An 18632-nucleotide genomic window follows, 5' to 3' on the forward strand; every position below is an offset into this window, starting at 1 on the left:
CCCTCATGCCACTGTCCGCGCCACGGCCACCCGGGCCCCGGCCACCGTCCCGACCGCCCGTACCCCGGCCACCCGTCTCCCCGGCACCCGCGTCCCAACGGCTCGTGTCCCGGCGGCTCATCTCTCGGCGGCTCGTGTCCCGGCGGGTCGGTGCCGGTCTCGCGGCCAGCACGGCGGTGACCCTGGCCGCGCTCAGCGCCGTACCCCTGAGCGGGGTGGCCGCACCGGCGGCGGCCGATACCGCCGCCGGGCGCGCCGCCGCGACCTGGCTGGCCGGGGAGTTCGACGACGGGGCGCTGCCCGGACCGTTCGGCGGCCCGGACTGGGGCCTGACCATCGACGGGATCCTCGCGCTCTCCGCGACCGGGGTCGCCGCACCGACCCGGCAGGCGGCAACCGCGCAGGTCGCGGCGCACGTACGGGCCTACAACAGCTACGACGACTGGGGTATCCCCGGCTTCACCGACGGTGGGGCGACGGCCAAACTGCTGTACGCCGCCGCAGCCGCCGGAGCCGATCCCACCGCATTCGGCGGCTTCGACCTGCGGGCCGAGACGCTGTCCCTGATCGCCGGGGCGGACACGGGGCACCAGCGGGGGCGGATCACCAGCCGGACCACCGCCGACAGTGGACCGGACGCCAGCAACACCTTCGACCAGTCCTTCGCCGTGCTGGGCCTGGCCCGCAGTGGTGACCTGCCACCGGCCACCGTCGACTTCCTGCTCCGGCAGCAGTGCGCGGCGGGTGGGTTCCGGCTCTACCCGGACACCGTGGACGGGCCGTCACCCTCCTGCGACGAGCAGGCCGACGCGCTCCTCGACGTCGACTCGACCGCGATGGCCGTCCAGGCGCTGTTGGCCGCCGCCGACGCCGGTGCCGGCGGTGCCGCCGACGCGGCCGGCCGGGCGGCGGACTGGCTGGTCGCCCAGCAGCACCCGGACGGGTCGTTCGGTGGTTCGGGGCCGACCACCGGCGCGAACTCCAACAGCACCGGCCTGGCCGGGCAGGCCCTCGCCGCCGCGAGGCGCGACACCCCGGCCACCCGGGCCGCCGATGCGCTGCGCGCGCTGCAACTGACCACGGCGAACGGCGGGGCGGCCGCCGCCGACGCGGGAGCCGTCGCGTACAACACCACCGAGTTCACGGCGGGAGTTCAGGCCGGTATCGCCGACACCGGCCGGGACCAGTGGCGTCGGGCCACCGCGCAGGCGCTGCTCGGGCTGGTCCAGGTGCCGCTCGGCCGGATCGGCCTCGACCCGCCGCCGTCGCCGGAGCCGACCCCGACCGGCACCGTCACCCCGACCTCCTCGCCGACCGCCACGGCCACCCCGACCGGCACCGCCCCGCCCACGCCCACCGGGTCGCCGACCCCGGGCACGCCGACGCCGACCGGTACGGCCCCGGCCAGCCCGACACCGAGCGGCTCGGCCGGTGCCACACCGCAGACCCCGGCCCCCACCACGCCGGCCGTCGCGCCGGAGCCGACACCGACCGGTGGGCTGCCCAGGACCGGTGCGGCGATCGTCAGCTACGTACTGGTCGCGGCCCTGCTGGTCGGGGTGGGCGTACTGCTGCTGGTGCTGACCCGACGGCGGGCGACATGACGGGGTCCCGGCGGGCCGGGCTGGTCGTCGTCGGGGTGCTGGCGGGCACGGTGGGCGTGCCGGGGCCGGCCGCGTCGGCGGCGGGCTCCGCCGGGTACTGCCCGGACGCCTCCGGCGTCACCGTCGTGGTCGACTTCAACGAGCTCGGCGGCGGCACCGTGGTGCGGTGTGCCCCCGGCGCGCAGAGCACCGGCCTGACCGCACTCAAGGACGCCGGTTTCCAGGTCACCGGCACCCTGCGCTGGGGTGAGGGGTTCATCTGCCGGATCGAGGGCAAGCCGTCGGCGGCCGCGGAGAAGTGCGTCGACACGCCACCGGCCAGCGCCTACTGGTCGTACTGGCACGCGCAGGACGGCGGCAGCTGGGCGTACAGCGACAAGGGGGTGCTCAACCGCAGGCCACCGGCGGGCAGCTTCGAGGGCTGGTCGTTCTCGCTGAACCGCAGCGGCAACGACGCGCCCCGACCGGACGTGGCACCGAAACGCCCCGCCCCGCCACCGCCCGCCCCGCCACCGCCGGGCCCGGTCGCGCCCCCGCCTGGACCGGTCGCGCCTCCGCCGGCCGGCGACGACGGGCCGGTCGCGCCACCACCGCCGGCCGCCGACGGTGGACCGGTCGTACCGCCGGCCGCCGGCAGCGCGCCGGTCCGTCCGCCACCGGCAGCCGACGGTCGGCCCGCTCCGGCACCGACGGCCGGGACCACCGGACCCGCACCCCCCACCGGTACGCCGCCGACCGGTGCACCGACGCCGAGCGGGGCGGCACCGACCGCACCGGCCAGTGGCGCCGGTACGTCGGCCGACCCCGCCGGTCAGCCGCCGCTGACGCCGATCGCCGGACGCCGGGACGGCGGCGGGCTTCCCCTGGGTACGGTGGCCGGCGTCCTGGTGTTGGCCGTACTCGCCGCCGGTGGCCTGGTCGCCGCCCGACGACGACGGACCGCCGAGCCGGATGACTGAGCCGCCCCGGCGCTCGGCGCGGCTGCCCCGGGCGCTGCACCCGGGCGCGTGGTGGCTGTGGGCGCTCGGCCTGGCCACCGCCGCCAGCCACACCACCAGTCCGCTGCCGCTGGGGCTCTTCGTCGCGGTCGCCGCGCTGGTGGTGGTCCGCCGACGCGGGGACGCGCCGTGGGCGCTGGCCTTCCGGATGTACCTGGTCCTCGGCGCGGTGATCGTGGCGATGCGGGTGGTGTTCCGGATCGTGTTCGGCGGTGGGCAGGGCGAGACCGTGCTGGTCCGGCTGCCGGAGATCCCGTTGCCCGAGTGGGCCGCCGGTATCCGGCTGCTCGGGCCGGTCGCCGCCGAACAGCTCCTCGGCGGGTTCTACGACGGGCTGCGGCTGGCCACCATGCTGGTCTGCCTCGGCGCGGCGAACGCGTTGGCCAACCCGAAGCGGCTGCTCAAGGCCGTACCCGGGGCGCTCTATGCGGTGGGTACGGCGGTGGTGGTGGCCCTGTCGGTGGCCCCGCAGCTGGTGGAGAGCGTGCTGCGGGTCCGCCGGGCCCGGCGGCTGCGCGGGGCCTCCGGCCGGGGCGTCCGGGCGTTGCGGGGCATCGCGTTGCCGGTGCTGGCCGACGCGTTGGACCGGTCCCTGGCGCTGGCCGCCGCGATGGACTCCCGGGGGTACGGCCGCACCGCGGCGGTGCCGGCCGGCCAGCGTACGGTCACCGGCGCGCTGGTGCTCGGCGGTCTGGTCGGGGTCTGCGCCGGTACCTACGGGTTGTTGGACGCCACCGGCCCCGGTTACCTGGGCCTGCCGATGCTGCTCGCCGGGCTGGCCACCGCCGTGACCGGGATGGTGCTGGCCGGCCGTCGGGTCCGGCGGGGCCGCTACCGCCCGGACCGTTGGCGTACCGCGGAGTTGCTGGTGGCCGGCTGCGGTGCGACGGCCGCCGGGCTGACGGTGCTGGCCGGCTCGCTCGACCCGGAGCTGCTGTATCCGCCGGTCAGCCCGCTCACCTGGCCCGAGCTGACGCCGTTGACGCTGCTCGCGGTAGCGGTCGCGGCGGCACCGGCCTGGCTGGCACCGCCACCGGTGCTGACCCGGTCGACCCCGCCGCCCGCACCGACCCCGGCCGGTGGCACGAGCCGCCTGCCGGTCCCGTCCGGAGCCCGGGGAGGCCCACGGTGATCGAGTTCGACCGGGTGACCGTCCGGTACGCCGACAGCGACCAACCGACGCTGCGGGACGTGACGCTCCGCATCGACGAGGGCGAACTCTGCCTGGTCGTCGGGCGCACCGGCACCGGCAAGTCCACCCTGCTGCGGGCGGTCAACGGGCTGGTGCCGCACTTCACCGGCGGCACCCTGCACGGCACCGTCACGGTGGACGGCCGGGACACCCGCCACCATCCGCCGCGTGACCTCGCCGACGTGGTGGGCGTGGTCGGACAGGACCCGCTCGCCGGGTTCGTCACCGACACGGTCGAGGAGGAACTCGCCTACGGGATGGAGCAGCTGGCCCTGCCGGCGGCGGTGATGCGCAAACGGGTGGAGGAGACCCTGGACCTGCTCGGCATCGCCGAGCTGCGGGACCGGCCGCTGCGGACCCTCTCCGGCGGGCAGCAGCAGCGGGTCGCCATCGGCGCGGTGCTCACCGCCCACCCCCGGGTGCTGGTGCTCGACGAGCCCACCTCCGCGCTGGACCCGACCGCCGCCGAGGACGTCCTGGCGGTGGTGACCCGGCTGGTGCACGACCTCGGGGTGACCGTGGTGCTGGCCGAGCACCGGCTGGAGCGGGTGGTGCAGTACGCCGACCGGCTGCTCCACCTGCCCGGCGACGGCCGGGTGGTGTCCGGGGACCCGGCCACCGTCCTGGCCGGCGTCGACATCGTGCCGCCGCTGATCGAGCTGGGTCGCCTCGCCGGCTGGACGCCGCTGCCGCTGTCGGTCCGCGACGCCCGCCGCCACGCCACCGACCTGCGCCACCGACTCACCGCGACCGCTTCGGGGACGGCGGCTCCGGGCGCGGCAGCCCCCGGCGGGACGGTTCCGTCCGGACCGACTCCCGGCGCGGCGGCTCCGCCCGCCGTGCTGACCGCGCGGAAGATCGTGGTGCGGTATCCGGGCACCGTCGCCGTGGCCGGGGTCGACCTCGACCTGCACCCGGGGCGGATCGTGGCGCTGATGGGACGCAACGGCTCCGGCAAGTCCAGCCTGCTCTGGGCGGTGCAGGGCAGCGGCCCCCGGCAGGGCGGCACGGTCACCGTGGTCGGCCCGCAGGGGGCCGTGGACCCGAAGGCCCTGCCGCCGGGCCGGGCCCGACGGCAGGTGGGGCTGGTCCCGCAGACCCCCGGTGACCTGCTGTACCTGGAGACCGTGGACGCCGAGTGCGGCCAGGCCGACCGGGAGACCGGTACGCCGTCCGGCAGCTGCCGGACGCTGCTGGACCAGCTCGCCCCCGGGCTGCCCGGCGACCGGCACCCCCGGGACCTGTCCGAGGGGCAGCGATTGGCGCTCGCGCTCGCCGTCCAGCTCACCGCCGCCCCACCGGTGGTGCTGCTCGACGAGCCGACCCGGGGCCTGGACTACCGCGCCAAACGGCAGTTCGCCGCGATCGTCCGCCGGTTGGCCGCCGACGGGCGGGCGGTGGTGGTCGCCACGCACGACGTGGAACTCGTCGCCTCCCTCGCCGACCGGGTGGTGGTGCTGGCCGAGGGGGAGATCGTCGCCGACGGCAGCACCGCCGAGGTGATGCTCGCCTCGCCGGCCTTCGCCCCGCAGGTGGCCAAGGTCCTCGCCCCCGCGCCCTGGCTGACCGTGGACCAGGTCACCGCCGCCCTGGGTACGGACGGGGTGCGGTCATGAGCGAGCGGCCCGGCGCGCGAGTCGCACCGGACGGGGCTGTCGCGCGACGCGGTCAGCGCCGCGTCGACCGGGACAGCGAGCGATCGAGTGTGCTGCGGGTCGCGCCGCGCACGGCGGTCGTGCTGCTGCTCGCCTCGGTCGCCGCGCTGGCCACCTTCACCTGGCCGTTCTTCGTCCCCGCCCAGCCCGAGGGGACGGCCAGGACCGGGGAGGCGCCGCTGGTGTTCCTGGTGGTGCTGCCGGTGCTGGTGGCGTTGGTGTTGGCCGAACTCAGCTCCGGCGGCATCGACAGCAAGGCGTTGGCGATGCTCGGCGTACTCGCCGCCGTCAACGCCGCGTTGCGCCCGCTCGGTGCCGGTACCGCCGGCATCGAGACGGTCTTCTTCCTGCTCGTCCTCGCCGGCCGGGTGTTCGGGCCCGGCTTCGGCTTCCTGCTCGGCTCGACGTCGTTGTTCGCCTCCGCGCTGCTCACCGCCGGGGTGGGGCCGTGGCTGCCGTTCCAGATGCTGGCCGCGTCCTGGATCGGCCTGGGCGCCGGCCTGCTGCCGGCCGGGCTGCGTGGCCGGGCGGAGGTCGCCGTCCTGGCCGGCTACGGCGTGCTGGCCGCGTACGGCTACGGCCTGCTGATGAACCTGTGGTTCTGGCCGTTCAGCATCGGCGCGGACACCCAGCTCTCCTACGTGGCGGGTGCCCCGCTGCTGGAGAACCTGCACCGCTTCGCCGTCTTCACCGCGGTCACCTCCACCTTCGGCTGGGACACCGGCCGCGCCGTCACCACCGCCGTGGCGATCGTCCTGGCCGGCCCGGCGGTGCTCGCCGCGCTGCGCCGGGCCGCCCGCCGGGCCGCCTTCGGCGCACCTGTCACCTTCGCCGACCCCGCCCATCCGGGTACGATGTCACCTCTTGGTCCGGACCGTAGGCGCTGAGCTACCAGCGCGTCGTGGCCCCGGCACTCCGTCGGGTTCCGGCCGGGGGCCGATCAGCCGGAGCCCGTCCCACCGCACGAGAACCTCTCGCCTCCGGGTGGCGTCGCCGACCTGGTCCAACTCGTAACCCTCAAGCCACACCCACCCGTGGTAGGTGACAAGATCTTCCCGGACCCGGATCAACCGGAACATGATCGGCTTGACGAACTGCACGCTCGCCGCCCGAGTGAGGTGCAGAACATCCCCCGCCCTGATCGCCATCCTCACGGTTCGAACCGCCGCCGGGCGATGATCCGCGCTCGGGCCACCCGCACCTGCCAGCAACCGCCGACCTCGCAGGCGGGACACTGGCGGTGGCGGTGGATCAACCTACGTTGACCGTCATCAGGTTCACGATGATCCAGCTCAAGGCCCGTGGTCTCGTGTACGGTCAGCCGGGCCCGGGCGTGTACGTCACGAGCGGTGAATCAGCCTGAGCACCTGCGCCGAGGCCGGCTGAACAGCATCGATCGACGAGCGGACGCAGGGATCACCTGACCGAATCCGCAGGCCCGACCAGACCCAACAGCTCACGGCGCCAAGCCGCGAACCGGCCACGCAGACTCTCCAATGCCCGACCGGTGACCTTGTACTGGGCGAAGTCATCGGCATCAAGCAGATCGGCCTGCCCGAGAGCATCGGCGAAGAGACGCCGATCAAAGCCACGGTCGGCACGTTCGATGAGACCCAAGAGATTCTCTCGGGTGTATCGGCTGGATCGCAGCGCGGCATCGATGTCGACGAAGTCACGGGCGAAGGCTCGTCCGTAGAGCGCGCCCATCTTGTTCGCGACTGCGTCATCCGGATGCAGGACCGGCCCAATCGCCATGAGGATCGGTTCGTTTGCCCGCCAGTCCACGCCGAGTTCGACCTTGGAAACGCGGCAGCCGTCCGTGATTGTCAACCGAGCGAAGGTGTCGTACTGCCGCTCGATTCCAACGGTGAGGTCGTCGAGACGATAGGCGTGCAGAACGGCCTCGACCGCAGCGGTGAACTCTTCGCGACGGTCCCAGGCAGTGAACAGATCGACATCCTCACTGGGCCGCTCGACAAGCCCGGCAGCCTGGACCGCGTAGCCGCCAGCAAGAGCGAACCCGTAACGATGAGTGGCCGCGAGGCCGATACGGGCGAGTCGTTCGTGAAAGGGATCCACCGTTACGCGGCGTCAACCTGGGTGGCAGCGAGCTCGGGAAAGGTCTCTTCCCAGCGACGGCGTAGCTGAGGTGGCAGCCAGAGGCTGGGCCAGAGCTGTAGGAGAAGGTCGGCGTTGAGCCACCTGTTCAGATCGCCGACGGTGCCGGCTTCGGCGAGCACCACCTTGTACATGCTGGCCAAGCGTCCGGGCCGGCTCAGGTCGTACTCGGCGTGACCCGACCAGTCCAGGTGGCGCGGAAGCGAGACCACTCCACCGGTGGGGCCACCCAGCGCGGCAAGGGTTTCGGCCACGACGTACGGCTTCCGATCGCCATACGAACGGTAGTCCGTCGGTGGCCGGAGAGAGGTCTCGGATCTACGGCCCATGACCAGCATTCTATCTGGCTGGGCCGAGCATGACGGCACTGTGGCGACGGCGGGTCCCGTGGACGACTGAGGCGCCCACGGTGGCCCGCACGTCCTGCCGGGTCAGGGGCCGGCCGGTGGTTGGCCCGCGGTGGTTGCGACGAGCAGGGACAGCTCCCGGACCAGGTCGTCCATGGGTTGCCCGCTGCCCGCCCGGACCAGACCGAGCGCCAGGTCGGCGAGCAGGTAGAACCCGAGGGTACGGGCCGGCTCGCTGGGGAAGGCCGCGAGCAGTTCCTCGGCACCGGCCAGGTCACCACGGTGTTTGGCGGCGATGACCCCGGCGGCGCGTTGGACCAGCTCCGCGGCGGCCGGGGTGGCTGCGCTCATCGGATCAGATCTTCGGGCCGCTGGCCCGGGCGGCGTCGAACCGGGCGATCACGTCCGACCAGTTGACCAGCCCCCACAGCCGGTCCACGTAGTCCGGCCGGACGTTGCGGTACTGCAGGTAGTAGGCGTGCTCCCAGGCGTCGAAGACCAGCAGCGGGGTGGACCCCTGCCCGACGTTGCCGTGGTGGTCGTAGACCTGTTCCACGATGAGCCGCCGCCCGAGCGGTTCCCAGGCCAGGACGCCCCAGCCGGAGCCCTGCACGCCCTTGGTCGCCGCCGACAGCTGACCGGCGAAGGCGTCGAAGGAGCCGAAGTGCTCGTCGATCGCCGCGGCCAGCTCGCCGTCGGGGCGGTCGCCGCCGTCCGGGGACAGGTTGCCCCAGAAGATCGAGTGCAGGACGTGACCGGAGAGGTTGAACGCGAAGGTCTTCTCCAGCCCGACGAGCGTGCCGAAGTCACCCTTGGCGCGGGCCTCGGCGAGCTGTTCCAGTCCGTCGTTGGCACCCTTGACGTACGCGGCGTGGTGCTTGTCGTGGTGCAGTTCCAGGATCTGTCCGGACATGGCCGGTTCCAGCGCGCCGTAGTCGTAGGGCAGGTCGGGCAGGGTGTAGGACGTCATCGACTCTCCTCAGCCAGTTTCGCTATTCTCTTGCTATTGCCCATAGTTTGCAACAAGAGCATCGGTTTCGGGAGGCCCATCCGGGGCAAACAGGAGCAGGCACTAGACAAGCGAAGTGCGCTTCGTGAATAATCGAGCGTAGTTCGAGGGGGAGTACCCGCCACCGGCCGCGCGGCCGTCAGTACGGACCAGTCCGGTCCCGGTCGCGCGAACCGCCCACCAGCGGTTCGGGGAGACCTTCGACCCCTCGCCGACGGTCCTCGTCGGCCCGGTCGAAGGAGGCGGCATGTCGGTGTCCGTACCGTGGTGGGCCTGGTTGGCGTTGAGCGCCGCGATCGCCGTGATGCTCGCGATCGACCTGTTCCTGCACCGCGACAACCACGTCATCGGATTCCGGGAGGCGGCCACCTGGTCGGCGGCCTGGATCGCGGCGGGCCTGGCCTTCGGCGTGGTGCTCTGGCTCTGGCAGGGCGACGAGGCCGCCGGCGCCTACTTCGCCGGTTACCTGATCGAGAAGGCGCTGTCGATCGACAACGTCTTCGTCTTCGCCCTCATCTTCACCTACTTCTCGGTGCCGGCGGCCTTCCAGCACAAGGTGCTCTTCTGGGGCGTCATCGGCGCGCTGCTCTTCCGCCTGGTGTTCATCTTCGTCGGCGCGGGACTGCTGGAGACCTTCTTCTGGACCGCGTACCTGTTCGGCGCGTTCCTGATCTACACCGGCTGGAAGATGGCCTTCCAGCACGGCCAGGAGATGCACCCGGACCGCAACATCGTGGTCCGGACGGTCCGCCGGATCATCCCCACCGACAGCCGGTACCACGGGGACCGGTTCTTCACCCGGGTCGACGGCAAGCGGGTCGCCACCCTGCTCTTCGTCGTCCTGATCGCGGTGGAGGCCACCGACCTGATCTTCGCGATCGACTCGGTAGCGGCGATCCTGGCGATCACCACCAGCACCTTCATCGTCTGGACCGCCAACGCCTTCGCCGTACTCGGCCTGCGCAGCCTCTACTTCTGTCTCGCCGGGCTGCTGCGCCGCTTCGTGCACCTGCACTACGGCCTGGCCTTCCTGCTCGCCTTCGCCGGAGTCAAGCTGATCCTCTCCGAGACCCCGGTGGGCAAGCTGCCCATCCCGCTCACCCTCGGCGTCATCGTCGCCACCCTCGCGGTGACCATCGGCTGGAGCATGGTCAGCACCCGCGAGGCCGACCGGCAGCAGTCGTGAGCACGTGCGGAGCCCGCACCCGGATCGGCTATGGTGGGCGGGTGAGGCGTTGATGGGGACGAGTACCGCCGCACGCAGCCAGGAGCGACCCGGGGACGGTGGAAGCCCGGGGGTGTGCGCGTCGGGAAGATCACCCCGGAGCCGTCGGAGGAAAGGCCACCCGGCCGAGTAGAACCGACCGCACGACAACGAGAGGGCCGTACGCGGCCAAGGAGGGTGGTACCGCGGGGCCCCGGCCTCGTCCCTCCGCCGGAGCACCGCACGCGCATCCGACGGAGGAGCCATGTACCGCAGCGTCCCCACCCAGGTCGCTCTGCCCGCCCTCGACCACGAGGTTCTCGACTTCTGGCAGGCCAACAGCGTCTTCGAGCGCAGCCTGGAGCAGTCCGAGGGCCGCCCGGAGTGGGTGTTCTACGAGGGGCCGCCGACGGCCAACGGGATGCCCGGCACCCACCACATCGAGGCCCGGGTCTTCAAGGACGTCTTCCCCCGCTACCGGACGATGAAGGGCTTCCACGTGGCCCGCAAGGCGGGCTGGGACTGCCACGGCCTGCCGGTCGAGCTGGCCGTGGAGCGGGAGCTGGGCTTCGCCGGCAAGCAGGACATCGAGAAGTTCGGCATCGCCGAGTTCAACGCCCGTTGCCGCGAGTCGGTGACCCGGCACACCGACGCGTTCGCCCAGCTCACCGAGCGGATGGGCTACTGGGTCGACATGGCCGACGCGTACCGGACGATGGATCCGCAGTACATCGAGTCGGTCTGGTGGTCGCTCAAGCAGATCTTCGACAAGGGCCTGCTGGTCGAGGACTTCCGGGTCGCGCCGTGGTGCCCGCGCGACGAGACCGGGCTCTCCGACCACGAGCTGGCCCAGGGGTACGAGACGGTAGTGGACCCGTCGGTCTACGTCCGGTTCCCGCTCACCTCCGGCCCGCTGGCCGACCGGGCCTCGCTGCTGGTCTGGACGACCACCCCGTGGACGCTGCCCTCGAACGTCGCGGTGGCCGTGCACCCGGACGTCCGGTACGTGGTCGCCACCGACGGCAACGAGCAGCTCGTGGTGGCCGAGCCGCTGCTGGCGTACGCGCTGGGTGACGGTTGGGACCTGACCGGGGAGTCGTTCCGGGGCAAGGAGCTGGAGCGGTGGAGCTACCGGGCCCCGTTCGACCTGGTCGAGGTCCCCGACGCGCACATCGTGATCCTGGCGTCCTACGTGACCACGGACAGCGGCACCGGCCTGGTCCACCAGGCACCCGCCTTCGGCGCGGACGACCTGGCCAGCAGCCGCGCGTACGGGCTGCCGATGGTCAACCCGGTGCAGCCCAACGGCCGCTTCGAGGCGGGCCTGCCGCTGGTCGGTGACCTGTTCTTCAAGGCTGCCGACCAGCCGCTGGTGGAGGACCTGGCCGCCCGGGGGCTGCTCTTCAAGCACGTGCCCTACGAGCACAGCTACCCGCACTGCTGGCGCTGCCACACCGCGCTGATCTACTACGCCCAGCCCTCCTGGTACGTACGCACCACGGCCGTCCGCGACGAGCTGCTGCGGGAGAACGAGCGGACCACCTGGCAGCCGGCCACCGTCAAGCACGGCCGGTACGGCGACTGGCTGAACAACAACGTCGACTGGGCGCTGTCCCGGCGGCGGTACTGGGGCACCCCGCTGCCCATCTGGCGGTGCGAGCAGGAGCACCTGACCTGCGTCGGGTCGCTCGCCGAGCTGAGCGAGCTGACCGGCACCGACCTGACCGACCTCGACCCGCACCGGCCGTACATCGACGAGGTGACCTTCGCCTGTCACTGCGGCGCGACGGCCCGTCGGGTGCCGGAGGTCATCGACGCCTGGTACGACTCCGGGGCGATGCCGTTCGCGCAGTTCGGCTACCCGTACCACAACACCGAGCTGTTCGAGCGGCGCTACCCGGCGCAGTTCATCTCCGAGGCCATCGACCAGACCCGGGGCTGGTTCTACACCCTGATGGCGATCGGCACGCTGGTCTTCGACCGCTCGTCCTACGAGACGGTGGTCTGCCTGGGGCACATCCTGGCCGAGGACGGCCGGAAGATGTCCAAGCACCTGGGCAATATCCTGGAGCCGATGCCGCTGATGGAGCAGCACGGCGCGGACGCGGTGCGCTGGTTCATGGCCGCGGTCGGCTCACCCTGGTCGGCCCGTCGGGTCGGACACACCGCCCTCCAGGAGGTGGTCCGCAAGATCCTGCTGACCTACTGGAACACCGTCGCCTTCCAGTCCCTGTACGGCCGTACCGCCGGTTGGTCGCCGTCGGCGGCGGACCCGGCGCCGCAGGACCGTCCGGTGCTGGACCGGTGGCTGCTCTCCGAGCTGAACACGCTGGTGCAGCAGGTGGACACGGCGATGGCCGCCTTCGACACCCAGCAGGCCGGCCGGCTGCTCTCGGCCTTCATCGACGACCTGTCCAACTGGTACGTCCGGCGCAGCCGTCGCCGGTTCTGGCGGGGCGACCCGGCGGCGCTGGCCACCCTGCACGAGGCGCTGCGCACGCTGACCCTGCTGATGGCCCCGCTCACCCCGTTCGTCACCGAGCGGGTCTGGCAGGACCTGGTGGTGCCGGTGGCCCCGGACGCCGCGTCGTCGGTGCACCTGGCCGGGTACCCGGAGGCCGACGCCGCGTTGATCGACCCGGCGCTCTCCGGGCAGATGGCGCTGGCCCGGCGGCTGGTCGAGCTGGGCCGGGCGGCCCGCGCCGACTCCGGGATGAAGGTACGCCAGCCGCTGTCCCGTGCGCTGGCCTCGGCCACCGGCTTCGCCGACCTGCCGGACGAGCTGCTGGCCGAGATCGCGGCCGAGTTGAACGTCGGGTCGGTGACCGCCGTGGGCGCCACCGGCACCTCGCTCGTCGACACCACCGCGAAAGCCAACTTCCGTACCCTGGGTCGGCGGTTCGGCAAGGGGGTGCAGCAGGTGGCCGCGGCGATCGCGGCGGCCGACGCGGCGGCGTTGAAGGACTCGCTGCGCTCGACCGGTTCGGCGACCGTCGTGGTGGGCGACGAGCAGGTGACGCTCGGCCCGGACGAGGTGGTCGTCGTGGAGACCCCCCGGGAGGGTTGGGCGGTGGCCACCGACTCCGGTGCCACCCTGGCGCTGGACCTGCACCTCACCCCGGAGCTGCGCCGCGCCGGTACGGCCCGGGACGCGATCCGGCAGATCCAGGAGGCCCGCAAGTCCAGCGGGCTGGAGGTGGCCGACCGGATCGAGCTGCGGTACCGGCCGAGCCGGGAGGAGACCGCGTTGGCCCTGGCCGAGCACCGGGAGCTGGTCGCCGAGGAGGTGCTGGCCACCGACTGCGCCGAGGGTGAGCCGTCCTGGCCGGACGCCGAGCCGTTCACCGACGAGGCGCTCGGCCTGACCTTCTGGCTGCGCCGGGTCTGACCTGACCGGTGTCCCGGGCCGTGGTCGTCACCGTGGCCCGGGACACCGCACGCCTATGCTCGACGGGTGGCGGAGAGCGAACCGGCCGTGCTGGCCGAGATACTGCAGTCGGCCGAGGACGCCGCACCGGTCGAGGCGGTCGAGGCCGTCACCGGGGCCGTCGCCCGGGCGCTTCGACAGCGTGAAGTTCACGACAGCCCCTCCGTTCCGGAAACCGGAAAACTCGGTTCTCGGTTGTCACCGTACCTACGCTGCCAGACCCGGGCCTCGATCGCCCGTTGACCAACGGTGATCGACGGGGCGAAAGGGAAAGACGCCTGGCAGCGGCCCAAGTCGGCCGACACCAGGCGCCGGGAGTGTCAGAGGTCGATGATGTTGCCCTGCTCGTCGATGCCGTGATCGCGCCAGTAGACGTCCCACTCGTCGTCGACGTGCTTCGGGACCTTGCCCTCCGGGTAGTGCACCCACCCGGCGGGTGGCTCCTGGCCCTTCGGGATGCAGTCGGAGCCGTTGTTCACCCCGACCGCGAGGATCGGGTAGTCGCCGTCGCCGCAGATGCTGTCCTGGAAGGAACAGCCGCTGGTCGCCATCGAGCCGACCAGCCCGAGGGTGGCGAGGAGGATCGTCATCCGGGTACGCATGGGAAGCATTCTGCTGCCCGCGACCGGGTCGGCCATCGGTACAGGTACTCAGTCCTCTCCATGACCTGCGTCACTCCTTGGTGGAGTGCCGACCGACCTTGCCGGAGCAGACATCGATGGCTATGTTATCGGTAACACGGGAGCCTCTTCGCTCGGCGCGGACGTCACGGGCAGCGTCCGCACACCCCATCACCACGCGCCAGCATGGCGAGGAGTCTCCTGATGAGTGCGTACGACGTTCGAAGAACCCGAGGACGGATCGGCCTGGTCGCCGGCGCGGTGGCGCTGATGATGACGGCCGGCCTGATGGTCGCCGGCAACGCCCAGGCCGCAGCCGGTTGCCAGGTGGCGTACACCGTGTCGGCGCAGTGGCAGGGTGGTTTCACCGCCGACGTGAAGGTCACCAACCTCGGTGACCGGGTCGACGGCTGGAGCCTTACCTGGGCCTTCCCGTCCGGCCAGCGGGTGACCCAGGCGTGGAACGCCACGGTCACCTCCGCCGGGGCCCAACACACCGCGAAGAACCTGAGCTACAACGCCGCGATCGGCACGAACGCGGCGGTCTCCTTCGGCTTCAACGGGTCCTGGTCGGGCGGCAACACGGCACCTACCTCGTTCGCCCTCAACGGCGTCACCTGCACCGGCAGCGTGGGCACGCCGACCCCACCCCCCACCACCGGGCCCCCGTCCCCTACGCCGACGAATTCACCGTCACCGTCACCGTCGCCCGGTGGCGACGCGATGGCGACGGTGGCCGCGATGCAACCGGGTTGGGGGCTGGGCAACACCCTCGACGCCATCCCCGACGAGACCGCCTGGGGCAACCCGCTGGTCACCCAGGCCCTGCTACGCCAGATCCGCTCGCAGGGGTACAACAGCATCCGGATCCCGGTGACCTGGACCGACCACACCGGTCCGGCCCCCTCGTACACCATCGACCCGGTCTGGTTGAACCGCGTCCGCCAGGTGGTCGACTGGTCCCTCGCGGAGGGCCTGTACGTGATGATCAACCTGCATCACGACTCCTGGCAGTGGCTCAACGGTTACCTCGCCGACCGCACAACGGTGATGAACCGTTACACCGCGCTCTGGACCCAGCTCGCCACCACCTTCCGGGGCCACTCGTCGAAGCTGACCTTCGAGAGCATCAACGAGCCGCAGTTCGCCGGCACCTCCGGCGAGGCCCAGGGCGACGAGCTGCTGCACGAGCTGAACCTCGCGTTCGTCCGCCTGGTACGCGCCTCCGGTGGCAACAACGCCACCCGGCTGCTCGTGCTACCCACCCTGTACACCACCTCCGATCAGGCCCGACTCGACGCACTGACGACCACGCTCGACCAGCTCCGGGACCCCAACATCGCCGCGACCGTGCACTTCTACGGCTGGTGGCCGTTCAGCGTCAACATCGCCGGCGGCATCCGCTACGACGCCACCGTGGAGAAGGACCTGGTCGACGGCTTCGACCGGGTCCACGACACCTTCGTCGCCCGGGGGATCCCGGTGATCATCGGCGAGTGGGGCCTGCTCAGCTACGACTACACCCGGCCCGGCATCATCCAGCGGGGCGAGCTGCTGAAGTTCTTCGAGGCGGTCGGCCACCACGCCCGGACCAGGAAGCTCACCACCATCCTCTGGGACGCCGGGTCCTTCCTCAACCGCAACACCCTGCAATGGCGTGACCAGGGCCTCTACCAGCTGATGAAGGCGAGTTGGACCACCCGCTCCGCCACCGCCGCCACGGACCAGCTCTACCTGCCCCGCACCGGCACCATCGCCAGCAGGGCCCTCACCCTGAACCTGAACGGGGTCTCATTCCAGGGGCTGCGCCAGGGCAGCACCAACCTGGTCGCCGGCACCGACTACACCGTGTCGGGCAACACCCTCACGCTTACTGCCGCCGCGTTGACCCGGCTGGCGGGCAACCGCGCGCCGGGCGTCAACGCCACCCTCGAAGCCCACTTCTCGGCGGGTGTGCCCTGGCAGATCAGCGTCATCTCGTACGACCCGCCGACCCAGGCCGCGGCCACCGGCACCACCAGCTCGTTTGCCGTCCCCACCCAGTTCCGCGGCGACCAGCTCGCCACCATGGAGGCCAGGTACGCCGACGGCAGCAACGCCGGCCCGGCGAACTGGACCTCGTACAAGGAGTTCTGGACGCACTTCCAACCCGACTACACCGCGAACACCATCCTGCTGAAGCCCGAGTTCTTCGCCGAGGTCAACGACGGTCCGGTCGTCCTGACCTTCCACTTCTGGAGCGGTGCCCGGCTCACCTACCGGCTGACCAGGTCCGGCGGCACCGTCACCGGCAGCGTCGGCTGACGCCTCGGGTCCGACCGCGCCGCCGGCGTGGTCGGACCGCCCGACGACCAGGTACGGCCGTCCCGGCGCGGGGCGTCGGAACGGCCGTACCGGCGTGGTCGGGTGACCGGCTACTCGTAGCGCAGCGAGTCCACCGGGTCGGCCCGGGCCGCCCGCGCCGCCGGCAGGGTGCCGGCCAGGAAGGCGATCGTCATGACCAGCAGGATGATCGCCGCGATGGAGAGCGGGTCGAAGGCGATCAGGGTGAGTCCGGGCAGGTCCGCGAGGAACGAATCGGCGAGCATGGAGCTGATCACGGTACCGGCCAGCATGGCCAGCGCCGCGCCGACGGCGCTGCCGACGAAGCCGATGAAGGTGGCTTCGAGGCTGAACAGGCCGAACACCCGGCCGCTGCCCATGCCCATCGCCTTCATCAGCCCGATCTCGCGGGTACGTTCCTGCACCGACATGAACAGGGTGTTGACGATGCCGAAGCTCGCCGCGAGCAGGGCGATGACGGCGAAGGCGTTGAGCACCAGGACGATTCCGTCGATGATGCTCTTGAAGGTGCCGAGTTGGTCGTCGACGGTGACCCCGTTGTATCCGGCGTCGGCGAGGTGGCCCTTCAGGGCGTCGACCTCCTGTTCCGTGGCGTCCGGGTCGAACCAGACGCTGGCCTGGGCGTACCGCTGCGCCTCGGCGGCGGACAAACCGGTGTTCTGGGCGTCGAAGAGCGTGTCGGTGAGCGTGGCGTTGGGGAGGACACTGGCGCCCTCCGGGGACGCGAAGGACTCCTCGGCCACTCCGACGATCGTCGCCTCGACCACCTGGGCGGTGCGCTCCGCGTCGGTGATCGCGATCGACACGGTCTGCCCGAGCGCCGCGCCGGCGTCGGCGAAGCCGAGCGGCTCGACGTACGAGGTGGGGAGCACGACCTGCGGCTCGGTGGAGGAGTCGTCGGGTTCGGCCCCGGCGGCGAGCTGGATCTGCTGCCCGGCGACGATCCCACCGACGGTGACGACGTACTTCGGGCCCGTGCCGGCCTGGATGTAGTCGGGCCGGACCGCCTTGCTCGCCTGCACGTCGCGCACGCCGTCGATGGCGGCCAACGAGTCGAGATCCGCCGGGGTGAGCGCCACGACCGTCTGCCCCGGCGGGCCGGGCTGCGCGGACGCCACGGTGTCCGGGTCGTACTCGACGGGCCCGGAGGAGTTTCCGAAGCCTTCGGAGCCCTCCGAGGGCTTGACGACGGTCATCACGTCCGAGGCGCCGATGGCGGTCACGGTGTCGTCGATGTAGTCGTTGATGCCGGTGCCGAGCCCGTTCGTCAGGGTCAGCGTGAACGCGCCGATGAAGATCGCGAGGATGGTCAGCAGGGTACGGGTCTTGGCGCGGAAGGCGTTGCCGGCGGCCGAGCCGACGAGGTCGGAGATTTTCATGCCGGCACCGCCACGGTGTCGTCCACCAGCTGACCGTCCCGGACCAGGACGCGGCGGTCGCAGCGCGCGGCCAACTCGTCGTCGTGGGTGACCACGATGAGCGTGATGCCGTGCTGCCGGTTGAGGTCGAAGAGAATGTCCTCGACCACCGCGCCGGTGGCGGAGTCGAGATTGCCGGTGGGTTCGTCGGCGAAGATGACCCGAGGATTGTTCACCAGTGCCCGGGCGATCACCACCCGTTGTTTCTGGCCACCGGAGAGATTCGCGGCCTTGTTCTTCGCCTTGTCGCCGATTTCGAGCTGCTCCAGCGCTGCCAGGCCCCGGCGTTTACGTTCGGCGCGGCCCACTCCGGCGATTTTCAACGGTAGCGTCACGTTTTCCAGCACCGAGGCGCCCGGGGTCAGGAAGAACTGCTGGAAGACGAAGCCGAACGTCTTGTTGCGGGTCTCGTTGAGCCGCTTACCACGCAGCGTACGGGTGTCGACACCGCCCAGGGTGACGGTGCCCGAGGTGGGCGCGTCCAGCAGTGCGAGAATATGCATGAGGGTCGACTTTCCGGACCCGCTCTTACCAAGGATCGCGATGCTCTCACCATCGGCGATGTCGACGCTGACGCCCTTCAGGGCGTCGAAGCTGTTCGCCCCGCGACCGTATGTCTTGCGCACGTCCGCGGCCGAGATGATCGGGCTTTCCATAGGGTTCCTTTCGCAGTTCGGCCAGCGGCTGGCTGGCGACT

The 18632-nt window shown here is 71.6% G+C and carries 16 protein-coding genes and 1 pseudogene; 9 read left to right on the forward strand and 8 right to left on the reverse strand.

All coding sequences use genetic code 11. The annotated features are described in order from the left end of the window. Positions 1 to 104 precede the first annotated feature (104 nt). The 5 genes from ACN28G_RS24725 (at position 105) to ACN28G_RS24745 (ending at position 6336) form a co-directional block, all read left to right on the forward strand. The gene (locus ACN28G_RS24725) at positions 105 to 1604 is read left to right on the forward strand and encodes a cell wall anchor protein (protein ID WP_421480432.1); all 1500 of its coding nucleotides are present in this window, start codon (positions 105 to 107) and stop codon (positions 1602 to 1604) included. Then, a complete protein-coding gene (locus ACN28G_RS24730; RefSeq protein ID WP_421480433.1) occupies positions 1601 to 2563 on the forward strand; it encodes a hypothetical protein in 963 nt (320 codons plus the stop codon). Before ACN28G_RS24725 ends, ACN28G_RS24730 begins: the two co-directional genes overlap by 4 nt. Further along, positions 2556 to 3734 carry a CbiQ family ECF transporter T component gene (locus tag ACN28G_RS24735; RefSeq protein ID WP_421480434.1) on the forward strand — a complete coding sequence of 393 codons (1179 nt, stop codon included), beginning with the start codon at positions 2556 to 2558 and terminating at the stop codon, positions 3732 to 3734. Before ACN28G_RS24730 ends, ACN28G_RS24735 begins: the two co-directional genes overlap by 8 nt. Further along, positions 3731 to 5410, forward strand: a complete 1680-nt coding sequence (locus ACN28G_RS24740; protein WP_421480435.1) for an ABC transporter ATP-binding protein — start codon at positions 3731 to 3733, stop codon at positions 5408 to 5410. The genes ACN28G_RS24735 and ACN28G_RS24740 overlap by 4 nt, the downstream gene beginning before the upstream one ends. Before the next feature lie 89 nt (positions 5411 to 5499). Beyond that, entirely contained in the window at positions 5500 to 6336 is an 837-nt protein-coding gene (locus ACN28G_RS24745; RefSeq protein ID WP_421480969.1) for an ECF transporter S component, read from the forward strand. Here the strand turns inward: ACN28G_RS24745 and ACN28G_RS24750 are convergent. From ACN28G_RS24750 to ACN28G_RS24770, 5 genes and pseudogenes are all read right to left on the reverse strand, one after another. Then, the gene (locus ACN28G_RS24750) at positions 6307 to 6597 is read right to left on the reverse strand and encodes a hypothetical protein (RefSeq protein ID WP_421480970.1); all 291 of its coding nucleotides are present in this window, start codon (positions 6595 to 6597) and stop codon (positions 6307 to 6309) included. The two genes, ACN28G_RS24745 and ACN28G_RS24750, sit on opposite strands and share 30 nt — an antisense overlap. Positions 6598 to 6865: 268 nt before the next feature. Continuing rightward, entirely contained in the window at positions 6866 to 7528 is a 663-nt protein-coding gene (locus ACN28G_RS24755; RefSeq protein WP_421480436.1) for a nucleotidyl transferase AbiEii/AbiGii toxin family protein, read from the reverse strand. Positions 7529 to 7530: 2 nt separating this feature from the next. Continuing rightward, positions 7531 to 7878 (reverse strand): annotated as a pseudogene (locus tag ACN28G_RS24760) (hypothetical protein); the annotation flags it as partial. A gap of 120 nt (positions 7879 to 7998) precedes the next feature. Then, positions 7999 to 8265, reverse strand: a complete 267-nt coding sequence (locus ACN28G_RS24765) for a hypothetical protein (protein WP_091445360.1) — start codon at positions 8263 to 8265, stop codon at positions 7999 to 8001. A gap of 4 nt (positions 8266 to 8269) precedes the next feature. Continuing rightward, positions 8270 to 8884: a superoxide dismutase gene (locus tag ACN28G_RS24770; protein ID WP_091445363.1), complete on the reverse strand. Its 615-nt coding sequence runs from the start codon at positions 8882 to 8884 to the stop codon at positions 8270 to 8272. Positions 8885 to 9176: 292 nt separating this feature from the next. Here ACN28G_RS24770 and ACN28G_RS24775 point away from each other — a divergent pair, with 292 nt between their 5' ends. The 3 genes from ACN28G_RS24775 to ACN28G_RS24785 all read left to right on the forward strand — a co-directional run bounded on the left by ACN28G_RS24775 (position 9177) and on the right by ACN28G_RS24785 (position 13797). Continuing rightward, positions 9177 to 10109 carry a TerC family protein gene (locus tag ACN28G_RS24775; RefSeq protein WP_421480971.1) on the forward strand — a complete coding sequence of 311 codons (933 nt, stop codon included), beginning with the start codon at positions 9177 to 9179 and terminating at the stop codon, positions 10107 to 10109. Between the two features lie 283 nt (positions 10110 to 10392). Further along, on the forward strand, positions 10393 to 13515 hold the full coding sequence (ileS, locus tag ACN28G_RS24780; RefSeq protein ID WP_091445366.1) for an isoleucine--tRNA ligase: 3123 nt from the start codon (positions 10393 to 10395) through the stop codon (positions 13513 to 13515). Between the two features lie 66 nt (positions 13516 to 13581). Continuing rightward, complete coding sequence (locus tag ACN28G_RS24785; protein ID WP_091445367.1) at positions 13582 to 13797, forward strand: hypothetical protein; 216 nt, start codon at positions 13582 to 13584, stop codon at positions 13795 to 13797. Between the two features lie 77 nt (positions 13798 to 13874). Here ACN28G_RS24785 and ACN28G_RS24790 read toward each other — a convergent pair whose 3' ends face one another. After that, on the reverse strand, positions 13875 to 14156 hold the full coding sequence (locus tag ACN28G_RS24790; RefSeq protein ID WP_421480437.1) for an SCO0607 family lipoprotein: 282 nt from the start codon (positions 14154 to 14156) through the stop codon (positions 13875 to 13877). A 222-nt stretch (positions 14157 to 14378) separates the two neighbouring features. On the opposite strand from ACN28G_RS24790, the gene ACN28G_RS24795 reads away from it, so the two are divergent. Beyond that, positions 14379 to 16478 (forward strand): cellulase family glycosylhydrolase, encoded by a 2100-nt coding sequence (locus ACN28G_RS24795; protein WP_091445371.1) that lies wholly within the window; start codon positions 14379 to 14381, stop codon positions 16476 to 16478. Between the two features lie 110 nt (positions 16479 to 16588). Here the strand turns inward: ACN28G_RS24795 and ACN28G_RS24800 are convergent, their stop codons facing one another. Together ACN28G_RS24800 and ACN28G_RS24805 are read right to left on the reverse strand one after the other, a co-directional pair. Continuing rightward, complete coding sequence (locus ACN28G_RS24800; protein WP_421480438.1) at positions 16589 to 17896, reverse strand: ABC transporter permease; 1308 nt, start codon at positions 17894 to 17896, stop codon at positions 16589 to 16591. Then, positions 17893 to 18591, reverse strand: coding sequence for an ABC transporter ATP-binding protein (locus tag ACN28G_RS24805; protein ID WP_091445375.1), 699 nt, complete (start codon positions 18589 to 18591; stop codon positions 17893 to 17895). The genes ACN28G_RS24800 and ACN28G_RS24805 overlap by 4 nt, the downstream gene beginning before the upstream one ends. Positions 18592 to 18632 lie beyond the last annotated feature (41 nt).

This window comes from Micromonospora sp. WMMA1923, from assembly GCF_049179195.1.
Taxonomy (GTDB): domain Bacteria; phylum Actinomycetota; class Actinomycetes; order Mycobacteriales; family Micromonosporaceae; genus Micromonospora; species Micromonospora yangpuensis.

Bases quoted from the DNA above. Each gene is read 5' to 3' on its own strand.
- ACN28G_RS24730 (WP_421480433.1), top strand. From the start codon at position 1,601: ATGACGGGGTCCCGGCGGGCCGGGCTGGTCGTCGTCGGGGTGCTGGCG.
- ACN28G_RS24735 (WP_421480434.1), top strand. From the start codon at position 2,556: ATGACTGAGCCGCCCCGGCGCTCGGCGCGGCTGCCCCGGGCGCTGCAC.
- ACN28G_RS24750 (WP_421480970.1), bottom strand. From the start codon at position 6,597: ATGGCGATCAGGGCGGGGGATGTTCTGCACCTCACTCGGGCGGCGAGC.
- ACN28G_RS24765 (WP_091445360.1), bottom strand. From the start codon at position 8,265: ATGAGCGCAGCCACCCCGGCCGCCGCGGAGCTGGTCCAACGCGCCGCC.
- ACN28G_RS24770 (WP_091445363.1), bottom strand. From the start codon at position 8,884: ATGACGTCCTACACCCTGCCCGACCTGCCCTACGACTACGGCGCGCTG.
- ileS (WP_091445366.1), top strand. From the start codon at position 10,393: ATGTACCGCAGCGTCCCCACCCAGGTCGCTCTGCCCGCCCTCGACCAC.
- ACN28G_RS24790 (WP_421480437.1), bottom strand. From the start codon at position 14,156: ATGCGTACCCGGATGACGATCCTCCTCGCCACCCTCGGGCTGGTCGGC.
- ACN28G_RS24795 (WP_091445371.1), top strand. From the start codon at position 14,379: ATGAGTGCGTACGACGTTCGAAGAACCCGAGGACGGATCGGCCTGGTC.
- ACN28G_RS24800 (WP_421480438.1), bottom strand. From the start codon at position 17,896: ATGAAAATCTCCGACCTCGTCGGCTCGGCCGCCGGCAACGCCTTCCGC.
- ACN28G_RS24805 (WP_091445375.1), bottom strand. From the start codon at position 18,591: ATGGAAAGCCCGATCATCTCGGCCGCGGACGTGCGCAAGACATACGGT.